The following is an 18,903-nucleotide window of genomic DNA, read 5'->3' as shown; positions in this document are numbered from 1 at the left end:
TTATTTCTCCTTCCTGATTTTTTCATAATACTGATTTGTTAAAGAGTTTATATCTGTCTTTTTTTCAGTAGCCCACATTCCATACAAAGATAAGGGAAAAACTATAATAGCTACACAAATAGTTACAAATATATCTCTCATAAACTCGACATTTCCCAAATAAACCGATTCAAAGACTGTCATAAAAGAAACGTCTTTCAATCCAACTAATTGAAAAAAATTTGAATTCATATGAACTAAATTTACTGTTACATATGCAATAAAGCCTAAAAAGAGATTGATTGGCACTAAAGCTAGCAAAATATAAAAAGATATGTCTCTTAAAATTGCAAAAACTCGATACTTCGCATTTGTTACAAACAACATATAAAAAGTTGATACATAATCAAAACTTTTTTGTTTCCTCGATAATGTATAATTTTTTATACCTCTCAAATGTTTGTTAGCTCTTTTCTGCTTCAAACTAGATGATTTAGTTCTTCTCATGCTTCTTATATCCTTTCCAAATAAATGAAACCTTACTTTTCGGCCAAACACTTTTTAGTAGCATTAAGAACGCCAATGGCAGCCTTTTCGTTTTGATTTCATTTCCAAAGTTATCACATATAGTTATCCTGAAGAGTGGTACAAACCAGATCGCTATCAAGACAGTTCCAACCACGCCATGCGCAATAGCATTTAAAATTTGATACATACTACCTCCTTAAACACAGCCTAACTTTTCAGGTGCCAAATCCAATGTTATCCAAAGAGCTTCATCATACGAAATATGTGTCAGTTGTCCTCCCTCATCATTAAAACGATGTAGGGTTAACGTTCCATCTGATAATTTTCCTAAAACAACCATTCCTTCATTTGTCCTAGTACGCCACAGTTCCCAATCATTTTGAAAAGCTGTCTCGGCCCATTTACTTAGCTTTACCCTTTTAGTCATTTATGGCCTCCTGGATTCCTTTCTCATCTGCTACAATCTTTTCCTCTGAATCTCTTGAAGCATATAGATATTTCTTTATTTTTCCCTTACGAATCTTGATGATAGTTGCAGCTTTTTCAACCTGGTATTTTTCTACCAGCTTTTGACCTTCTTCTGTCTGAGTATCAATGTAAAATGTTGGATAGGAACCTTTATTGGCTGCATCTACAACTACACTTTTTCCAACCTGACAGTAAGGACAATCTTTTTTATAAAATACTAGGTTTACATTTTGATCAAGTACAGTATTCTGGTATTCCTTCTGAGTAAGGTGAGGATCGTAATCTAAGATAAAATGATCTTTATACACCCTATACCCTCCTAGAACTGCGAGACTCACAACTAAAATGACAAGAATAGCCCCTAGAGCTAACTTAACATGCGTAAAAAGCTCTTTCATCCTATCTCCTCCTCATCCATAAAATCAAATATGGAACCTTGAACATAATCAATCTTGGCCAATTCTTTTATTTCTGATTTCAAGTTAGTGAACGTTGTCATCACTTCTTGAAAGAGTAAAGGATCAAATTCCTCAGAATCCAATACACGGACAATTGGCAACATTGGATAATGATCTCTCAACTCCTCCTGCAGGTAATCTGAAATCATTTTATCATTCGAGAAAACACTATCTACTCTAATAATCGCTGGAATGCTAGAAATACTCTCCTCGTTTTGATAAAAAGTTAAAGCTACATCTCCTGCAGAAACAGACTCAAATTTTAAGTTATCCGATGAAAGTTTAAAATAATAAGCCAATGGTTCCTGACCAACACCTGTTAGGTAATAGCCTCGAATAATTTTGAATAACTCTGACATCGACCTTTCCCCTTCCTAACAAACTTTTAAAAGCCTAAACGGAGCTTGATACACATCAGGATAGTGAATCAGTCTCTTTTTTCTTTGTTCAGGAAGTGGTTTACGGTAATGCTTTTGAAGATACTGAAAAGCTAGTCCCAAGGTATCAAAAACTAAAACTTTATTCTCCCCATTACAAATATAGTCACCTAATTGAAAACTGAAAATTACATACTTCATTCTTCTTCTCACTTTCTATTTTCGCCAACCATTGCCAGCTGATCTGTCTCTAATTCAAAATCATATCCGTTTTCTAAACGAACTCGTTGACGAATCCCTATAAGTGAGAAAACCAATAAAGATCCTCCAACAAATATAAGACTAAATAGTCCAGCTAAAATCAAAATCATATCATTCCTCCATAGATTATTTTATATACATTTATATCTTGGTAGTAATCGTAGATATAAATGTAAGGCAGTCTGCGGGTTTTTAAAATTATCCAATATCAAGCTCAAATAGAGATAGTTGTTGTGTTTGTTTAAAGCCATCTTTAACCCTTTCTATCACTCTCTGAGTGAACTCTATACTTTCTTCAAAGAAAGCAGCAATATTGGCCATATAAGCCTCCTGACGTTCTTTCTTCACCTTGATAAGGGAAAGCAAGATTGCTTTGATAGAGGCTAATCTGATGCCTCCTCCACGGCCGTGTTTGACTGTGAAGAAGATCTTTTGTTCTGTTTTGAGAGCCTTCAATACTTTATCCAATGAACGCTCAGGAATGTTCAACTTCTCTCGTATCTCTTTTTTCGTCGTCTGGATAAATGGATCCTCAGATTGATAGAAACCTTCTAAATAGGCCATTACGTCTGTTTTCCATTCATAGAGATGACTATTCTTCCTGTCAGTACGTTTCTTCTTAAACTTGTACCAACGTTGCTTCACAAAGAGATCTGAAGCCTTGAGTTCCTGATTGACCCATGCTTTACATAAAGTCATCACATAGTCACGACTAGCAGCTTCATATTTTCCTGAGTAGGCGCTTGTTATAATCTTATGATATTCAGCTGAAGAGAGTGGTTCGTCTAGATTCGCATTAAAACTAGAAAGAACCTCCTCACACTCTTCCTGATCGATTCCTGAAGAGAAGTTGGCTAAAGCTAGCGTGAAAAGAACGTTGTTTCTTCCCATCAAGGCTTTTCCACCCTTGATATTTCCCTCTCTCATCAACAATTGATACCAGGGTTCATCAATCTGTTTTACCCCTTCAGAACCTGAAATAACCGTCAAATTTGGCTTTTTACTTGGGAAGGGAAGGTCTGATTGCTTCATTGACCAATCTAACCACTCCTGAAATGAATAGGTATAATCAGCATCAAAGAATTCAACGTTATCAGTTCGAGGAATACGAGCAATCCCAAAATGGTTACAAGTCAAATCTACTGGTAAAGTTTGAGCAAAGTAATTTCTCAAATTTTGAGAGATAGCTTTAGCCACCTTTACCACTCGAAATTGGGAATGAACTGTAACATAAGCTGATTCTGAGAGGACAAAATAGGCTTGAAATCCCTTATCAGATTTTAGAATCAACGTCGGCATAAAACCTAACTCCAGGGAAGCAGTTAAAATATCTCCTGTCGTCATTTCTTCAGCTGAAGAGGTAATATCAAAGTCAATGTAGAAGGTGTTAATCTGTCTAAGATTATCTTCAGAGTGGCCACGTGTAATCCGTCGTCCAGCATCGCTATAGCTTCCATAGCAATACACATTAGGGGTCCAGTGTGTAAACTGATCCTGATTCTCAAGCAATGATTCGACAGAGGTTAAAACAACACCACGTGCCTTCACCATATTCGCTTTTGAACGATAAGCAAATACAGACCCTCGTCTTCCTTCTTCAGCTGAAGAGATGAGCTGTAAATGGCTATTCTTAAATTTTTGTGTTCTTAATCCGTCTTTTGTGATGATGGATAAGCATTTTAATAAATCAATCTTTTCCATGATTTTTAGGTCTCTCATATTCCTTCACTAGTTATAGTTTGAAGTCAAATACACTTATAAAATATTTTTCCAAAAGCTCTAATCTATTTAAACAGTGATAGTGGAGATGGCCATACTCTAAATAGAAAATCAGTCACCTCAGAAAATAAATCAAGAATTTTTTGGAAAATTTCAAATATAAAATCTAGTAATCTCAAAAGTAGTTCAGCTTTGAAAATATATAGCAGAGCAACTACCAGTATCATTGCTAACAAGATCATTAAACTATACTTTAAAAAATTTACGGATTCTTTTTTACTGTCTGGTAAATTTGCAACCCTTTTTTCTTTCTTATTCTGTAATTCTTTACCAAAAAAATTCATAATATTACCTTACTAGTATCCAAAAAGATAAAGCCATCCATCCCAACACTGAGATAATGAGTAAACCGACTATTTCAATGAGAAAGATAAAAAACAATCCCAATAACATGAACTGCATTATTTTATTCTCAATTAATCCAGAACTTATTGACGACATTAAAATCCAGTTGGCGAGATATATTAGAAACCGAGAACAAGATATAGGAATAGCGATAAGCGAGATAAAGCAAAGAACTATATTACCCAGCACTTTCCGCAAACTCTTAGAATAAAGAATGTTTTCCCTTATGGATTTCAATCTATCCTTTGCTATGAAAAAATAATAATACAATACTGTCATACTATACCTCCTATCTTAACTCAGTGGTAGAAACTATCTACCGTAGTGAAGTTCCCCTTCACTGTCCTCGTATTCGAGCCAGTGGTCCATAACATCCGGACCTTCTTGTAACTCACGTCCAGTAGGAGAACACCACTCCTCGTTTCCATTAGATGTTACAAACACCTTTTGAAAAACACCATTTCGGTCAACGTCCACAAAGCGTGGATATGTAACAGTTTTTGTCATTTTATTTCCTCCTATGTTCATCCTCATTTATTCAACAATTCTTCTGATAACAACCTGGTCTCTTTTGCGTGTTCAAAACCAGCAATATACGCCTCATAATCAACTTCAATTTCGATTTTTAGGCTTCTACTCTCTAATTTCCCCATACGTAGTCGTTGTTCTTCCAAAACTTCTGCTGGGATTTTTACCATCAAACCAAATTCTTCTGATGATTGAGCCTGGTCCTGAAAACGTTGATCTATTCCGTTTAAAAAACCTAGTAAGTACGATTTCTTATAGTCTTTCCATCTTGCTCTTGATACTGTAGGAAAAAGTCGTTTCAGCCGATATTTAAGGTATAAAAGCGCACCTTCATAAACCTTACTACAAAATTCAGCGTCAGATTGATATCCAAAGAAAACTATCTGTGTGATGCCGTCTTCAATAAGTCGCCTTCTTATCGTTTTACATCTAAAATTTTCACCTAAAATACCTGCCAACTTTTCTTGCCACCATGGAAGTCTGTATTCCCATGTTCCTATTGTTTCACCAATATCTTTTTGAGTTTTACTATTCGTTAAATCATTCATAGAAAGATTATGCTTCACCATAAGTCTTTGAGCCATCAGAAGAGCAGTCTGCCCTTCTTCATCGTTTGGTGCATCGTAAGCTAACTCTAAAAGATTTTGTATCTTCTCAATAATTTTATTATCCATATCAATCCACATGTTTATACTTTCTAGGCAAAGAACTAGCGTAATGTTTTGAATCATTGACCTTTGCATTATAAAAAATCATATTATTCCCAATAATTTCTTGCCATTTAGGAATCTCCTCACGATAAATGCGATTAAGTCCATAAAAGTTCCTTACAATAAATCTAACAGCTCCAATATGATCTCCTAAACCAACCACACACAACACATCATGTTCCATATCATATACCCAATGACTTTTTGAATTTGTCAGTATTTCCCAAGCAAATTCCCAATCTCTCTCAAGCCAATCATGCCCTGGTCTGTAATAAACTTTTGTCTGACAAGATTCATCATTAAATCCATAAAAACAGTGGCTACACAGCGTTCTGTTTTTATCTACCCACCAACAAGGACCATACTTTTCATTGATGCAAGGTGTAACCCAGTCGCAAGAACATCGTCTACAAATACCCGTTTCCATTTTCTATCCCTCATTTATTCTCATACTTTTAGGTAGCTTTTTACTCGGTAAACAGTAACCTTCGGATAAGTCCCTTTTGCTATAAAATTCAGGACTATTTGTCATGATGTGATCACTTCTTTTCCATCCTCGACGAAGTTGTTTGTAAGATAAAGAAACACGCTTCTCAATCTCTTTAAAACTAAATCCCAATTTCAAATAGGTTGTTACAATAGTTGTAGCATGTTCTTTGGACTCTTCGCTTCTTGTTCTTCGCTGAAAGTTTATCTGCTTATCTTCTTCATTTAATGCTATCTGATAGGCAATAAACAACTTCCGCATTTCCATAATTTTATGTTGCCAGGCCAAGCTGTAAGGTTGTCCTGAATATCGATTCACTAGATCCTTTACGGGTTGTTTAAATTTCAGCTGAAGAGGATCAAATTCTCCAAGGTCAGAAAAAGGATCAATGAAACCTAATGGTTCGCTTTGAATTAATTCATTGTATAGCGCTTCTCTGTCCATCCTAATTTATCTCCTTCTATCAAATGCACGTCATTGAGTCAAATAAGCTTAATTGGATGGTTGTAGGCGCTTGTTCGCTGTTTCCATTCTTATCATGATCGATAACGTCAAAGATTTCTAACGTGTCTAAATTCATTACAATCTCTAATCCTATCATCATTGAACTCCTTTCAAATAGAATTTTAAGCGAACAAAAAAGAGAACAGATTTCTCTGTTCTCCTAAAAATATTGAATTATTTGATTTTCTAAAAACTCTTACCACTTACCTTTTATTATATGGTGGAAGACTTTGCAGGTAACATTGCCATTGCTAAATTAGGGGACCATTTACCAAAAACTATCGGCAATGACTTGGTGCATCTGACACTGACAGATGGCAATTATCAGAAAAAAGTTGGTTACGAGGATAATCTTGACATGGTAGCAACTGATACCGGATTGGTTACCAACCAAGCTCAGCTAGCCGTCAGCCACCGCAATCGTCCTCACAGTCAATTGGTGACACTAAATCAAGACTTCTTTATTTCACCAAATGACGATGGTAATAAAGACTTTGTAGCTTTCAAAGGATTGCCAAACAAGACCTATAATAACTTACAGGTCACGGTTTTTGCTGCAGAAAATCAACAACGTTTAACGCCTATTTGGTTCAGTCAACCAGGTGCGGACCTATCAGATATTGAAAGTACTGCTTGGCGTGGGATCACTGCTGGAGGTGAGAAAGTTCTATCTGGCAGTTACCAATACGTTATCACCTATCAAGATGCCAATAATCACGCGCAGGAGAAGGTCTTCAAAGTATCAGTGAATCATAACAAACCAATCCTGACGCAAGGGAGTTTCCGTAAGGATGATGACGTTGAGTTCTTCACTCCAGGGCAGCCACAGGCGATTAGTAGCTCAGGGATTGCTCGTGTCGAGGTGTTCTATCTCACTAAGAAAAATGGTCGACTATTTGATGTCGTCGAGTCCCAACATTCTGTTTCCGTTACTGATAACAAGGTTCTGATTCCTCAAAATGAAGACGGCTCTTACACCATTCCAACAGTAGAGGGCGTGTCTCCAGGAGATTATTATTACCTTGTGGAAGATAAGGCTGGTAATGTTGCCTTTACGACATTACCCAACCTAAGAGCGGTGGGTCAAGAAAGAGGAGTCTTAAGTTTGGCGCTAGATGTGAATGTTCTAGAAGGAAAACACCCAATTAGCTTTACCTATCTTGTCCGCGATGCAACTGGTAAACCGATTGAGACTTTGGATTATTTCAACCACTCATCTAACAGCCTGATATTACCATTTGGACAATATACAGTTGAACTGTTAACTTATGACACTAATCTTGTTGAGCTGCAATCTGACAAGGTAGTTAGCTTTACCTTAACGGAACATAACCCTTTCCAACACATTGCCTTTGCGATGGCAAAAATGGATTCTTCTCAAGTGACGGTTCATTTTGATCGCTTGTTACCAGAAGGCAGTCAGGTTAGTCTTAAAACGCTTCAAGGCCACTTGATTCCTCTCAACCAATCTCTATATGTTCCAAAGGCTTATGGAAAAACAGTTAGAGATGGCAGTTATCAACTTGTGGTAACCCTGCCAAAAGGCTATCGTATTGAGGGAGAGACAAGGGTGCAGGCTAAACAAAATGAAGTTCATGAGTTAGCCTTACGCCTAGTGAAGGATGCAAGTGAGCAGTTGCTTGTCTCAGATAATCATCAACAGGGACTTACCTCAGTTGAGACGAACACAGAGAGTTCTGCGGTACCGACGGTGGTAAGCTCTTCACAAAATCAGAAAAAGTCAGAAGCGGCAGTTCAATTACCAACAACAGGTGATAAGGCACTGGTGAAATGGAGTATACTTGGCTTCTTACTGATTAGCTTAGCCGCTCTATTTAGCCGTAAAAAAATGGATTAACATTTCTGAAGGTTTAAAACTAAAAAAACTAGTACTTTTGTTTAAATTGAAGGCAAGTATCTAACAGACGAAGAAAAGTTGAAGAGGGAGTGGTAAAAGGCCATTCCCTCTTTGATTTTTAAGGTTTCTTAACATTTTTTAAGGTGAAATATGATAAAATACAATAAAGAAAAGCTTTGAGATTAAGAGTTTCATTTGGTTAGGAGATTATTATGATGAAAAAAAGGCTATCGCTGATATTATTTGGGCTAGACTTCCTCTTGCTAGCAGCATGTTACTGGATTTACTTGCCAGCTTTAAATATATGGAGTTTAGCTTTCTGGTCTTTTGTGATTTTTGGTCTGATTCTATTATTAATCACTTTGGTTATCCTATCAGCCTTTGACATGACAACGACGGTAACCCGTTCCTTTAAACAAGGGCTTGGTCGTAAAGATGTCACGGGCAGTTTTTCCAAGCATTCCTTAACGGGTTTGGTGAAGTGGCTGACCTTAGTCATTGTAACGCTTGTAGGGATTCTCTTATTGATTACAGTGGTTAACACAAAACTCTTTCGTGCCAAGTCTTATGCCCAGGTTATTGAGGTTAAAAATGCCGACTTCAACAAGGATTTTCCAGAAACGGATTTATCAGCGCTAGCTTTATTGGACCGTGATTCTGCCGAAAAAATTGGCGATACTTATTTAGGAACCATTGATAAAGTTTCTCAGTTTGGTATTTCAGACGAATACCGTCAGATCACTATCGGTAAGCGCCCTTACCGCGTCTCACCTCTGGAATACAAGTCTTTTTGGAAATGGGTGACCAACCGTCAAGAGGGAATTGATTACTATGTCAAGGTTAATCAGACTACAGGTAAAGCAGAGCTAGTCAAATTAAACAAGGCCATGAAGTATTCTCATTCAGAATATCTCTTGCGTGACACCATGAGGCATTTGCGTTTCCAATACCCAATGACCATTTTTGCTGATCCATCTTTTGAGGTAGACGATAACGGCAATCCTTATTATGTCGCAACAACTTATGCACCAAAATTTGGCTTATCCTCACAAGACCCAACAGGAGTCATCTTATTGGATGCTGTTAGTGGGAAATCTAAATACTATAACTTGAAATCAGTACCTGGATGGGTAGACCGTGTTTACTCTTCTGAGAATGTGTTGGAAAGGGTTAATGACCATTACACCTATCAAAATGGCTACTGGAATACCGTCTTTAGTCAAACAGGCGTCAAACAAACGACTGATAGTTACAATTACATCACCATTGGTTCTGACATTTACCTCTACACAGGTATTACATCAGCAACGGCCGATTCGTCAAATCTTGGCTTTATCTTGGTTAATATGCGGACAAGAGAAATTACCAATTACAAGTTGGCTTCGGCCACTGAACGTTCTGCCATGAAATCTGCAGAAGGAGAAGTGCAAGAGAAAAACTATTCGGCAACTGCACCGACGCTTGTTAAACTGAATGACAAAGCCTATTATTTGATTTCATTAAAAGACGCAGCAGGTCTCGTTAAGTCCTATGCCCTTGTAGATGCTGAAGATTACCAGCAAGTTACCGTTAATAATAACATTCAGACCCTCATCGCTCAGTTTACGGATCGTGATACCAGCTCCTTGTCCTCAGCCACTGTTTCTCATAAAAAAGCTAAGATGGTTTCGGGACAGGTTGAACAATTAGCCAGCCAAATCATTTCAGGAACAACCGTTTATTACCTTGCTTCTGATGGCAATGTGTATAAAGTCAAAGCAAGTAGTGAGACGACAGATCTTTTGCCCTTCTTAAAAGTTGGCGATCACTTCGAAGCAGAATTGATAGATGATCATTTTCTTAAAGGATTTACCATAGTGGAACCAAATGACCAGCAATAATAGGAGAGACAATCAAAAAAGCAAGTGACAAACTTGCTTTTTTGATGTCAGAATAGGGAAGTAAAGCTGCTGAGGAAGTAGCTGAGAGGATTGATTTAACAGGCTTTATGTGCTATACTAAGCCTATCATTTGGAGGGTCATCACCTTTGTTAAGAACTGACTACTAGTGATGTGCTTACCGAGAAAGGTAGTAAACTCTCCTTAAAGCGAGCAAAATACTGTTCTTCAGTATTTTTTCTTTTGCAATGTGAGGTTAGAAAAGGGGATTAAAAGGGTAATTATGTCGAGAAAGAAACGAAAAAAATATCAAGTTTATGAGGGGTTGCGATGTGCCATGATGCTCTGTTTTATCAGTGGCTATGTCAATGCCTTCACCTATATGACCCAAGGCAAACGCTTTGCCGGTGTGCAAACAGGGAATCTGTTATCTTTTGCTATCCGTTTGTCAGAAAAGCAACTGGAAGAGGCACTACAATTTTTACTTCCCATGCTCGTTTTTATGCTTGGACAGTCTTTTACCTACTTCATGCACCGCTGGGCAAAGCAAAAAGGACTGCACTGGTACTTATTATCAAGCTTTATCTTAACAGGGATTGCTTTTGGAACAGCCTTATTCACGCCTTTTCTCCCTTCCAATTTTACGGTGGCAGCCTTGGCTTTTTTTGCCTCTATTCAAGTGGACACCTTTAAGACCTTACGAGGGGCTAGCTATGCTAATGTCATGATGACAGGAAACATCAAAAATGCCGCCTATTTATTAACCAAGGGACTTTATGAAAAGAATCAAGAAATTACCCATATTGGCCGCAACACCTTGATTGTGATTTTAGCCTTTGCCTGCGGAGTGGTTTGCTCCACCATCTTGTCCTTAACTTATGAAGAATATGCTCTCACACCTATCTTGATTCCGCTGCTGTATGTCAATTATTTATTGGCTCAGGAATTCTACCATATTCAAACGAAAATCAAACCCATTAAAAGAGCTTAAGCCGAAGTCACATCAATTGATTTAAAGCCTCTATCTTTGAAGAGATAACAGTTTTTCCTTAGAAAGGTAGGTTTTGCTCATCTCTAAAATATGGTATAATAAACCATTAATGGCTGTTTGTTTTCAGCTAACCTTTTCTTAACAGGAGACTGATAAAGAAGGTTTCATTTGCCTTGATAAACGGTGTTTCAACAGAAAACCACGAGGTCTGATACGATATATCTCAATCCTACTTTCATTTGAGTATGATTTTGAAAGGAAACTATGATGAAAAAACCATTTTACATTACGACACCCATCTACTACCCATCTGGTAAACTACACATCGGTTCTGCCTATACCACCATTGCCTGTGATGTTTTGGCACGCTACAAGCGCCTGATGGGACATGAAGTCTTCTATCTCACAGGACTTGATGAACATGGGCAAAAGATTCAAACCAAGGCAGCAGAAGCAGGTATTAGCCCTCAAACTTATGTTGATAACATGGCAAAGGATGTCAAAGACCTTTGGCAATTGCTAGATATTTCTTATGATAAATTTATCCGGACAACTGACGATTACCACGAAGAAGTCGTTGCTGCTGTTTTTGAAAAATTACTGGCGCAAGATGACATTTACCTTGGTGAATACTCTGGTTGGTATTCTGTCTCTGATGAAGAATTCTTCACTGAAAGCCAACTAGAAGAAGTTTTTAGAGATGAAGACGGTAAGGTTATTGGAGGGATTGCTCCTTCTGGTCACCAAGTAGAGTGGGTATCAGAAGAATCTTACTTCCTACGCCTTAGCAAGTACGCTGACCGCCTCGTAGCCTTCTTTAAAGAGCAACCTGACTTTATCCAACCAGATGGTCGTATGAATGAAATGTTGAAAAACTTTATTGAGCCAGGTCTAGAAGATTTAGCAGTCAGTCGCACTACCTTCACTTGGGGTGTACCTGTTCCATCAAATCCAAAACACGTGGTTTATGTGTGGATTGATGCCCTCTTAAACTATGCGACAGCCCTTGGTTATGGTCAAATGGACCATGCTAACTTTGACAAATTCTGGAATGGAACGGTTTTCCATATGGTTGGAAAAGATATCTTGCGTTTCCACAGTATCTACTGGCCAATCTTGCTGATGATGCTTGATCTACCAATGCCAGAACGCTTAATTGCTCATGGTTGGTTTGTTATGAAAGACGGTAAAATGTCTAAATCAAAAGGTAATGTGGTTTACCCAGAAATGTTAGTTGAGCGATTTGGACTTGATCCTCTTCGTTATTACCTCATGCGTTCCTTGCCGGTTGGTTCAGACGGTACCTTTACCCCTGAAGATTATGTGGGTCGTATTAACTATGAATTGGCCAACGATCTTGGTAATTTATTGAATCGTACCGTTGCGATGATCAACAAGTATTTTGATGGCACGGTGCCAGCTTACGTTGACAACGGGACTGCCTTTGATACTGAGTTAAGTCAGTTGATCGATGCTCAGTTGGCCGACTATCATAAGTACATGGAAGCGGTGGATTACCCACGCGCCTTAGAAGCCATTTGGACTATCATTGCTCGTACCAACAAATACATTGATGAGACAGCTCCTTGGGTGCTAGCTAAAGAAGATGGAGACAAAGCTCAATTGGCCAGTGTCATGGCACACTTGGCAGCCAGCTTGCGTGTGGTTGCTCATTTGATTCAACCATTTATGATTGAAACATCAGCTGCTATCATGGCACAACTTGGTTTGGAACCTGTTTCTGATTTGTCAGTTCTTGCTTTAGCAGATTTTCCTGACAATACAAAGGTTGTTGCCAAAGGGACACCGATTTTCCCACGTCTTGACATGGAAGCTGAAATCGACTACATCAAAGCTCAAATGGGTAGTAGCTCAGCTATTTCCCAAGAAAAAGAATGGATACCTGAAGATGTCGAGCTCAAATCTGAAAAAGACGACATCAAATTTGAAACCTTCGATGCTGTGGAAATTCGTGTGGCAGAAGTCAAGGAAGTATCAAAAGTGGAAGGTTCCAATAAATTGCTTCGTTTTAGATTAGATGCAGGGGATGGGGAAGACCGTCAAATCTTGTCAGGTATTGCCAAATTCTATCCCAACGAACAAGAATTAGTTGGCAAAAAACTACAAATTGTTGCTAATCTCAAACCTCGTAAAATGATGAAAAAATACATCAGTCAAGGGATGATTCTATCAGCAGAGCATGGGGATCAGCTAACGGTTTTAACCGTTGATCCATCTGTCGCAAATGGAAGTGTGATTGGTTAAATTCCAGAAGTTGCTAACTGAAACTATTTTAAGCATTACAAAACATGAAAAAGGTCGTGGACAATTGTCCCGGCCTTTTGTCTTGCATACATACAGACATATAAAAACCTTGGTTTTGTCACTCTAGAATTACCTTTTGTCCCTTAAAAAATGATTCTGTTCGTTTGTTTGTTATTTTTTACATAAGCTTTACAACTACAGTATGACGGTGTTGGAGAAGTTGTGCTACTATATATTGTCACAAAAATATTGCAAAGCACTATATCTTGTGGTATAATGGTTTTATAAAAAATTAAGTATGCTTAATTTTTCGAGAAAAAACGAACAGTGATGGTTGTTCAATAAGACAGTTGATAGCATTCTAAATAGGAATGTTCAAGCACCTAACATTTACCAATAGAAAAGCGCTGCTTAAATGCAAGTCTTTTTGTGCTACTTAAAACTCAGTGACGTTCTTTCTCTCATCTAGTGACATCTTAGGCTTAATGGCACTAGTTACTCTTGTGAAAATATAAGCCTTGAAGGAGACGAATGACTCAACATTACTATGAGCGATCTCAATCGCCAATTGATTACGCCTTATCTAAGACCAAAAAGCAGTTGCGTTCGGTTAACTGGAATCACCTCAATGACGACAAGGATTTGGAGGTTTGGAACCGTGTCACCCAGAATTTTTGGTTACCTGAAAAAGTCCCTGTTTCTAATGACCTAACCTCTTGGCGGTCTCTAGGTGAGGACTGGCAGCAATTAATCACCAGAACTTATACTGGCTTAACGCTGCTAGATACGGTGCAAGCAACTGTTGGAGATGTGGCACAAATTCAGCATTCACAAACAGACCATGAGCAAGTCATCTACACGAATTTTGCCTTTATGGTTGCCATTCACGCACGGTCTTACGGGACAATTTTTTCGACTCTTTGCAGCAGCGAACAAATTGAAGAAGCTCATGAATGGGTGGTTTCCACTCAAAGTCTACAAGAACGAGCGCGTGTCTTAATCCCCTACTATACTGGCAATGATCCGTTGAAGTCAAAAGTGGCAGCAGCTATGATGCCAGGTTTCTTATTGTACGGCGGCTTTTACCTTCCTTTTTACTTATCAGCTCGCGGGAAAATGTCAAACACCTCTGATATCATTCGCCTCATTTTGCGGGATAAGGTGATTCACAATTATTACAGTGGCTATAAATACCAACAAAAAGTAGCAGGTCTTAGTCCAGAAAAACAGGCTGAGATGAAGACCTTTGTGTTTGACTTGCTCTATGAGTTGATTGATCTTGAAAAAGCTTATTTAAAAGAATTGTACGATGGTTTTGACTTGGCAGAAGACGCTATTCGTTTCAGCCTCTATAACGCTGGAAAGTTTCTTCAAAATTTGGGATACGAGTCGCCATTTACAGAAGAAGAAACACGCGTTTCACCAGAAGTTTTTGCCCAGCTATCCGCGCGTGCAGATGAAAATCATGACTTTTTCTCAGGGAATGGTTCTTCTTATGTCATGGGCATAACAGAAGAAACCACCGATGACGATTGGGAGTTTTAAGGGATGGCAGAGCTGATTATTGTTTATTTTTCATCTAAGTCCAATAACACCCATCGCTTCGTGCAAAAATTAGGGTTGCCCGCCCAACGTATCTCGATAGATGATAGCCCAGTTGAGGTAGGTGTTGACTACCTACTGATTGTACCAACCTATGCTGCGGGCGGTTCAGATGCTAAAGGAGCAGTGCCTAAACAGGTCATTCATTTTCTCAATAACCCTACTAATCGTAAGCATTGTAAGGGAGTGATTTCTTCTGGAAATACCAATTTTGGAGATACCTTTGCCATTGCAGGACCTATCATTTCTCAAAAATTACAGGTGCCTCTTTTACACCAATTTGAGCTATTAGGGACCACTACAGATGTCAAAAAGGTACAGACGATCTTTGCCCGCTATCGACATCAGAAACACCCGAAACTTAAAAACAGACCGATGAATACAATACAGAAAGGACAACCTCATGTCACACCCCAATGAGTCATACCTCTCATTCAATGCCTTAACCCGCTTTAAAAAAACAGACGGAAGCTACCATTTTGATAGCGATGCCATTGCTGTTGAGCGCTACCTAGACGAACAGATTTCTCCCAATCTAATGATGTTTCCATCTTTAGAAGAGAAACTAGCTTATCTCATTAAGGAAGGTTATTATGAGCAAGCTATCTTTGATCTCTATCCTGATGACGTTATCAAGGAAGCCTTTCAATATGCCTACCAACAAGACTATCGTTTTTTAAACTTGATGGGAGCCATGAAATTTTACCAATCTTATGCCTTAAAAACTTTAGATGGCAAGTATTATCTAGAAACAGTTGAAGACCGTGTGGTCATGAATGCTCTCTTTTTAGCAAATGGGGATCAAACGTTACTATTTAACTTGATAAAGGACATGTTACACAGGCGATTTCAACCAGCAACACCAACTTTTTTAAATGCTGGTAAAAAACGACGGGGAGAATATATCTCTTGCTATCTGCTGCGTATTGAAGATAATATGGAATCCATTTCACGGGCAATAGGGACCAGTCTTCAACTGTCTAAGAGAGGAGGAGGGGTGGCCTTATGCTTGACCAACCTTCGAGAAATTGGGGCACCAATAAAAGGAATTGAAAATCAGGCAACGGGTATCGTTCCTGTCATGAAATTATTAGAAGATTCCTTTTCCTACGCCAACCAATTAGGACAGCGTCAAGGTGCAGGTGCCGTTTACCTACATGCCCATCACCCAGAAGTTCTTACCTTTTTGGATACTAAAAGAGAAAATGCCGATGAGAAAATTCGTATCAAGTCACTAGCCTTAGGGTTAGTTATTCCAGATATTACCTTTCAATTGGCAAAAGAAAACAAAGAAATGGCCCTCTTTTCGCCATACGATATTAAACGCGTTTATGGTAAGGACATGTCAGACATTTCCATCACAGAGGAATATAACAAACTGCTAGCCAATCCAGCCATTAAAAAGACCTATATCAGCGCTAGAAAACTTTTCCAATTGATTGCAGAATTGCATTTTGAGTCTGGATACCCTTACCTCTTGTTTGATGATACAGTCAATCAGCGTAATCCTCATGCTCAAAAAGGACGGATTGTCATGTCAAACTTATGTTCTGAAATTGCTCAAGTGAGTACAGAAAGTACCTACAACGATGATCTGAGCTTCAAAGACATTGGAGAAGACATTTGTTGTAATCTGGGGTCAATCAATATCGCTGAAGCCATGACTGATGCCAAACATTTTAGCCAGCTAATCACGACAAGTATCAGAGCTTTAGATCAAGTATCAAGAGCTTCTGATTTGTCTTGCGCCCCTTCTATTGAAAAAGGCAATGCAGCTAATCACGCTGTTGGTCTAGGAGCAATGAATTTACATGGCTTTTTGGCAACTAATCATCTTTACTATGATTCAGAAGAAGCTGTTGACTTTACAGATTTGTTTTTCCATACTATGGCCTATCACGCTTTTAAAGCCTCTTGTCAATTGGCTAAAGAAAAGGGGGCTTTTGCAGATTTTGAACGGTCGACCTATGCCGATGGTTCTTACTTTAAGCAGTATGTGATAGAAGATGCCAAACCTAAAACAAAACGGATTGCTGCCTTGTTAAAAAGTTATGGCTTCCAATTACCAACTGTTGCTGATTGGAAGGCATTGGTAAGGGATATTCAAACCTATGGCTTAGCCAATGCACATTTATTGGCCGTCGCTCCGACAGGGTCAATCAGTTACTTATCTTCTTGCACTCCAAGTTTACAGCCAGTTGTTGCTCCTGTTGAAGTGCGTAAAGAGGGGAATTTAGGTAGAATTTATGTCCCGGCTTATCAGATTAATCAAGAAAATTATGCTTATTATGAACGTGGGGCCTATGAAATGGGTCCAGAACCCATTATTAAGATTGTAGCAGCAGCTCAAAAACATGTGGATCAAGCTATTTCATTGACTTTATTTATGACTGATCAGGCTACCACACGTGATCTTAACCGTTCTTATATTCAAGCTTTTAAACTAAAATGTGCTTCGATTTACTATGTTCGAGTGAGACAAGAAGTTTTAGCAGGCAGTGAACAATACGACGAGGATAGCCAGTTGGATAGTGTAGATAAAAATGGACTTACAGACACAATCAATGAGTGTCAAAGTTGCATGATTTAGAGGAGTTGCATTGAAAAGTAAGTAAAGGAGTTTGAGAGCGATCTCAGCTCCTTTTAGCCTTTTTAAAATCGCATTAGAACAGAAGTTATTCTCACTGATTATCCTTAAACGAACAACTGTCGAAATAGTTAGAAAATTTTGAAAAACTATGGTATTTCTTCTAAATTTTGTTATAATAAAAACCAACTATTCAAATGAAGAGCGTTAATACCTGGTCATTAGGATTGCTACACTCATTTGAAAGGGTATAACTGGTTCTGTTGCAAAGTTTTAAATAAAGAATAAAATCCCTTACGGTATCTATGATTTAAGCTGGGATTCCCAATAATACCTTGATTTCAGTACAGACCGAAAACCCGAAGAGAGTGCCTTCTTTTCGGGTTTTCTTATATAATCCTCGAATGGCTTCCATGCCTTTAATCGTGGTAGAGGCAGTGCGTAAACTTCGATAGAATTTATTGCGTCTCTTTACTGGACGATGGTCTTGTTCAATCAAATTATTCAGGTATTTAATGGTACGATGTTCTGTCCCTTGATAAAAGCCGTATTCTTTTAGGTAGCTTTTTACTCGGTAAACAGTAACCTTCGGATAAGTCCCTTTTGCTATAAAATTCAGGACTATTTGTCATGATGTGATCACTTCTTTTCCATCCTCGACGAAGTTGTTTGTAAGATAAAGAAACACGCTTCTCAATCTCTTTAAAACTAAATCCCAATTTCAAATAGGTTGTTACAATAGTTGTAGCATGTTCTTTGGACTCTTCGCTTCTTGTTCTTCGCTGAAAGTTTATCTGCTTATCTTCTTCATTTAATGCTATCTGATAGGCAATAAACAACTTCCGCATTTCCATAATTTTATGTTGCCAGGCCAAGCTGTAAGGTTGTCCTGAATATCGATTCACTAGATCCTTTACGGGTTGTTTAAATTTCAGCTGAAGAGGATCAAATTCTCCAAGGTCAGAAAAAGGATCAATGAAACCTAATGGTTCGCTTTGAATTAATTCATTGTATAGCGCTTCTCTGTCCATCCTAATTTATCTCCTTCTATCAAATGCACGTCATTGAGTCAAATAAGCTTAATTGGATGGTTGTAGGCGCTTGTTCGCTGTTTCCATTCTTATCATGATCGATAACGTCAAAGATTTCTAACGTGTCTAAATTCATTACAATCTCTAATCCTATCATCATTGAACTCCTTTCAAATAGAATTTTAAGCGAACAAAAAAGAGAACAGATTTCTCTGTTCTCCTAAAAATATTGAATTATTTGATTTTCTAAAAACTCTTACCACTTAC

General features: G+C 38.2%; 23 protein-coding genes and 1 pseudogene. 7 read left to right on the top strand and 17 right to left on the bottom strand.

Going from position 1 to position 18,903, the window contains the following annotated elements; genetic code table 11:
• From ACIY19_RS07695 to ACIY19_RS07630, 14 genes are all read right to left on the bottom strand, one after another.
• On the bottom strand, positions 1-486 hold the full coding sequence (locus ACIY19_RS07695) for a hypothetical protein (RefSeq protein ID WP_061420420.1): 486 nt from the start codon (positions 484-486) through the stop codon (positions 1-3).
• On the bottom strand, positions 473-694 hold the full coding sequence (locus ACIY19_RS07690; protein WP_000284343.1) for a hypothetical protein: 222 nt from the start codon (positions 692-694) through the stop codon (positions 473-475). Before ACIY19_RS07690 ends, ACIY19_RS07695 begins: the two co-directional genes overlap by 14 nt.
• A 9-nt stretch (positions 695-703) precedes the next feature.
• The gene (locus ACIY19_RS07685) at positions 704-934 is read right to left on the bottom strand and encodes a hypothetical protein (RefSeq protein ID WP_084943752.1); all 231 of its coding nucleotides are present in this window, start codon (positions 932-934) and stop codon (positions 704-706) included.
• Positions 927-1,373 (bottom strand): thioredoxin domain-containing protein, encoded by a 447-nt coding sequence (locus tag ACIY19_RS07680; protein ID WP_409003107.1) that lies wholly within the window; start codon positions 1,371-1,373, stop codon positions 927-929. The genes ACIY19_RS07685 and ACIY19_RS07680 overlap by 8 nt, the downstream gene beginning before the upstream one ends.
• Positions 1,370-1,792: a hypothetical protein gene (locus tag ACIY19_RS07675; protein WP_409003106.1), complete on the bottom strand. Its 423-nt coding sequence runs from the start codon at positions 1,790-1,792 to the stop codon at positions 1,370-1,372. Before ACIY19_RS07675 ends, ACIY19_RS07680 begins: the two co-directional genes overlap by 4 nt.
• Positions 1,793-1,807: 15 nt before the next feature.
• On the bottom strand, positions 1,808-2,011 hold the full coding sequence (locus tag ACIY19_RS07670) for a hypothetical protein (protein ID WP_409003105.1): 204 nt from the start codon (positions 2,009-2,011) through the stop codon (positions 1,808-1,810).
• Positions 2,012-2,019: 8 nt separating this feature from the next.
• On the bottom strand, positions 2,020-2,181 hold the full coding sequence (locus ACIY19_RS07665; RefSeq protein WP_409003104.1) for a hypothetical protein: 162 nt from the start codon (positions 2,179-2,181) through the stop codon (positions 2,020-2,022).
• 88 nt (positions 2,182-2,269) lie between these two features.
• Complete coding sequence (locus ACIY19_RS07660) at positions 2,270-3,772, bottom strand: primase C-terminal domain-containing protein (protein ID WP_070480110.1); 1,503 nt, start codon at positions 3,770-3,772, stop codon at positions 2,270-2,272.
• Positions 3,773-3,855: 83 nt separating this feature from the next.
• Positions 3,856-4,134 carry a hypothetical protein gene (locus tag ACIY19_RS07655; protein ID WP_070479956.1) on the bottom strand — a complete coding sequence of 93 codons (279 nt, stop codon included), beginning with the start codon at positions 4,132-4,134 and terminating at the stop codon, positions 3,856-3,858.
• 373 nt (positions 4,135-4,507) lie between these two features.
• Positions 4,508-4,702 carry a hypothetical protein gene (locus tag ACIY19_RS07650; RefSeq protein ID WP_061409454.1) on the bottom strand — a complete coding sequence of 65 codons (195 nt, stop codon included), beginning with the start codon at positions 4,700-4,702 and terminating at the stop codon, positions 4,508-4,510.
• Positions 4,703-4,725: 23 nt separating this feature from the next.
• The gene (locus ACIY19_RS07645) at positions 4,726-5,397 is read right to left on the bottom strand and encodes a DUF2786 domain-containing protein (RefSeq protein ID WP_409003103.1); all 672 of its coding nucleotides are present in this window, start codon (positions 5,395-5,397) and stop codon (positions 4,726-4,728) included.
• Position 5,398: 1 nt separating this feature from the next.
• The gene (locus ACIY19_RS07640; protein WP_009730759.1) at positions 5,399-5,860 is read right to left on the bottom strand and encodes a hypothetical protein; all 462 of its coding nucleotides are present in this window, start codon (positions 5,858-5,860) and stop codon (positions 5,399-5,401) included.
• A gap of 3 nt (positions 5,861-5,863) precedes the next feature.
• Positions 5,864-6,364 carry a hypothetical protein gene (locus ACIY19_RS07635; RefSeq protein WP_000373369.1) on the bottom strand — a complete coding sequence of 167 codons (501 nt, stop codon included), beginning with the start codon at positions 6,362-6,364 and terminating at the stop codon, positions 5,864-5,866.
• A gap of 19 nt (positions 6,365-6,383) precedes the next feature.
• Complete coding sequence (locus ACIY19_RS07630; protein ID WP_409003101.1) at positions 6,384-6,521, bottom strand: hypothetical protein; 138 nt, start codon at positions 6,519-6,521, stop codon at positions 6,384-6,386.
• Between the two features lie 123 nt (positions 6,522-6,644).
• On the opposite strand from ACIY19_RS07630, the gene ACIY19_RS07625 reads away from it, so the two are divergent.
• The 7 genes from ACIY19_RS07625 to nrdE all read left to right on the top strand — a co-directional run bounded on the left by ACIY19_RS07625 (position 6,645) and on the right by nrdE (position 17,608).
• Positions 6,645-8,282, top strand: coding sequence for an LPXTG cell wall anchor domain-containing protein (locus ACIY19_RS07625; protein WP_409003117.1), 1,638 nt, complete (start codon positions 6,645-6,647; stop codon positions 8,280-8,282).
• A 212-nt stretch (positions 8,283-8,494) separates the two neighbouring features.
• Positions 8,495-10,162, top strand: coding sequence for a hypothetical protein (locus tag ACIY19_RS07620; RefSeq protein WP_015057361.1), 1,668 nt, complete (start codon positions 8,495-8,497; stop codon positions 10,160-10,162).
• Positions 10,163-10,443: 281 nt separating this feature from the next.
• Entirely contained in the window at positions 10,444-11,151 is a 708-nt protein-coding gene (locus ACIY19_RS07615) for a YoaK family protein (RefSeq protein WP_014612064.1), read from the top strand.
• A 267-nt stretch (positions 11,152-11,418) separates the two neighbouring features.
• Positions 11,419-13,416, top strand: coding sequence for a methionine--tRNA ligase (metG, locus tag ACIY19_RS07610; protein ID WP_261805186.1), 1,998 nt, complete (start codon positions 11,419-11,421; stop codon positions 13,414-13,416).
• 531 nt (positions 13,417-13,947) lie between these two features.
• On the top strand, positions 13,948-14,961 hold the full coding sequence (nrdF, locus tag ACIY19_RS07605; RefSeq protein ID WP_003055629.1) for a class 1b ribonucleoside-diphosphate reductase subunit beta: 1,014 nt from the start codon (positions 13,948-13,950) through the stop codon (positions 14,959-14,961).
• Between the two features lie 3 nt (positions 14,962-14,964).
• On the top strand, positions 14,965-15,438 hold the full coding sequence (gene nrdI, locus ACIY19_RS07600; protein WP_014612066.1) for a class Ib ribonucleoside-diphosphate reductase assembly flavoprotein NrdI: 474 nt from the start codon (positions 14,965-14,967) through the stop codon (positions 15,436-15,438).
• Entirely contained in the window at positions 15,422-17,608 is a 2,187-nt protein-coding gene (nrdE, locus tag ACIY19_RS07595; protein ID WP_003055626.1) for a class 1b ribonucleoside-diphosphate reductase subunit alpha, read from the top strand. The genes nrdI and nrdE overlap by 17 nt, the downstream gene beginning before the upstream one ends.
• Before the next feature lie 307 nt (positions 17,609-17,915).
• Here the strand turns inward: nrdE and ACIY19_RS07590 are convergent.
• The 3 genes and pseudogenes from ACIY19_RS07590 to ACIY19_RS07580 form a co-directional block, all read right to left on the bottom strand.
• Positions 17,916-18,146 (bottom strand): annotated as a pseudogene (locus tag ACIY19_RS07590) (DDE-type integrase/transposase/recombinase); the annotation flags it as partial.
• Positions 18,118-18,636: a modification methylase Sau96I gene (locus tag ACIY19_RS07585; protein WP_409003102.1), complete on the bottom strand. Its 519-nt coding sequence runs from the start codon at positions 18,634-18,636 to the stop codon at positions 18,118-18,120. The gene ACIY19_RS07585 and the pseudogene ACIY19_RS07590, both read right to left, overlap by 29 nt.
• A gap of 19 nt (positions 18,637-18,655) precedes the next feature.
• Entirely contained in the window at positions 18,656-18,793 is a 138-nt protein-coding gene (locus ACIY19_RS07580) for a hypothetical protein (protein ID WP_409003101.1), read from the bottom strand.
• Positions 18,794-18,903 lie beyond the last annotated feature (110 nt).

The sequence above is a fragment of the Streptococcus sp. ST14 genome (genome assembly GCF_046098195.1).
GTDB lineage: Bacteria > Bacillota > Bacilli > Lactobacillales > Streptococcaceae > Streptococcus.
The sequence above is the reverse complement of the archived record's forward strand: the minus strand, read 5'-3'. Positions and strand labels throughout refer to the sequence as shown.

Bases quoted from the DNA above. Each gene is read 5' to 3' on its own strand.
- ACIY19_RS07695 (WP_061420420.1), bottom strand. From the start codon at position 486: ATGAGAAGAACTAAATCATCTAGTTTGAAGCAGAAAAGAGCTAACAAA.
- ACIY19_RS07690 (WP_000284343.1), bottom strand. From the start codon at position 694: ATGTATCAAATTTTAAATGCTATTGCGCATGGCGTGGTTGGAACTGTC.
- ACIY19_RS07685 (WP_084943752.1), bottom strand. From the start codon at position 934: ATGACTAAAAGGGTAAAGCTAAGTAAATGGGCCGAGACAGCTTTTCAA.
- ACIY19_RS07680 (WP_409003107.1), bottom strand. From the start codon at position 1,373: ATGAAAGAGCTTTTTACGCATGTTAAGTTAGCTCTAGGGGCTATTCTT.
- ACIY19_RS07675 (WP_409003106.1), bottom strand. From the start codon at position 1,792: ATGTCAGAGTTATTCAAAATTATTCGAGGCTATTACCTAACAGGTGTT.
- ACIY19_RS07670 (WP_409003105.1), bottom strand. From the start codon at position 2,011: ATGAAGTATGTAATTTTCAGTTTTCAATTAGGTGACTATATTTGTAAT.
- ACIY19_RS07665 (WP_409003104.1), bottom strand. From the start codon at position 2,181: ATGATTTTGATTTTAGCTGGACTATTTAGTCTTATATTTGTTGGAGGA.
- ACIY19_RS07660 (WP_070480110.1), bottom strand. From the start codon at position 3,772: ATGGAAAAGATTGATTTATTAAAATGCTTATCCATCATCACAAAAGAC.
- ACIY19_RS07655 (WP_070479956.1), bottom strand. From the start codon at position 4,134: ATGAATTTTTTTGGTAAAGAATTACAGAATAAGAAAGAAAAAAGGGTT.
- ACIY19_RS07650 (WP_061409454.1), bottom strand. From the start codon at position 4,702: ATGACAAAAACTGTTACATATCCACGCTTTGTGGACGTTGACCGAAAT.
- ACIY19_RS07645 (WP_409003103.1), bottom strand. From the start codon at position 5,397: ATGGATAATAAAATTATTGAGAAGATACAAAATCTTTTAGAGTTAGCT.
- ACIY19_RS07640 (WP_009730759.1), bottom strand. From the start codon at position 5,860: ATGGAAACGGGTATTTGTAGACGATGTTCTTGCGACTGGGTTACACCT.
- ACIY19_RS07635 (WP_000373369.1), bottom strand. From the start codon at position 6,364: ATGGACAGAGAAGCGCTATACAATGAATTAATTCAAAGCGAACCATTA.
- ACIY19_RS07630 (WP_409003101.1), bottom strand. From the start codon at position 6,521: ATGATAGGATTAGAGATTGTAATGAATTTAGACACGTTAGAAATCTTT.
- ACIY19_RS07620 (WP_015057361.1), top strand. From the start codon at position 8,495: ATGATGAAAAAAAGGCTATCGCTGATATTATTTGGGCTAGACTTCCTC.
- ACIY19_RS07615 (WP_014612064.1), top strand. From the start codon at position 10,444: ATGTCGAGAAAGAAACGAAAAAAATATCAAGTTTATGAGGGGTTGCGA.
- metG (WP_261805186.1), top strand. From the start codon at position 11,419: ATGAAAAAACCATTTTACATTACGACACCCATCTACTACCCATCTGGT.
- nrdF (WP_003055629.1), top strand. From the start codon at position 13,948: ATGACTCAACATTACTATGAGCGATCTCAATCGCCAATTGATTACGCC.
- nrdI (WP_014612066.1), top strand. From the start codon at position 14,965: ATGGCAGAGCTGATTATTGTTTATTTTTCATCTAAGTCCAATAACACC.
- nrdE (WP_003055626.1), top strand. From the start codon at position 15,422: ATGTCACACCCCAATGAGTCATACCTCTCATTCAATGCCTTAACCCGC.
- ACIY19_RS07585 (WP_409003102.1), bottom strand. From the start codon at position 18,636: ATGGACAGAGAAGCGCTATACAATGAATTAATTCAAAGCGAACCATTA.
- ACIY19_RS07580 (WP_409003101.1), bottom strand. From the start codon at position 18,793: ATGATAGGATTAGAGATTGTAATGAATTTAGACACGTTAGAAATCTTT.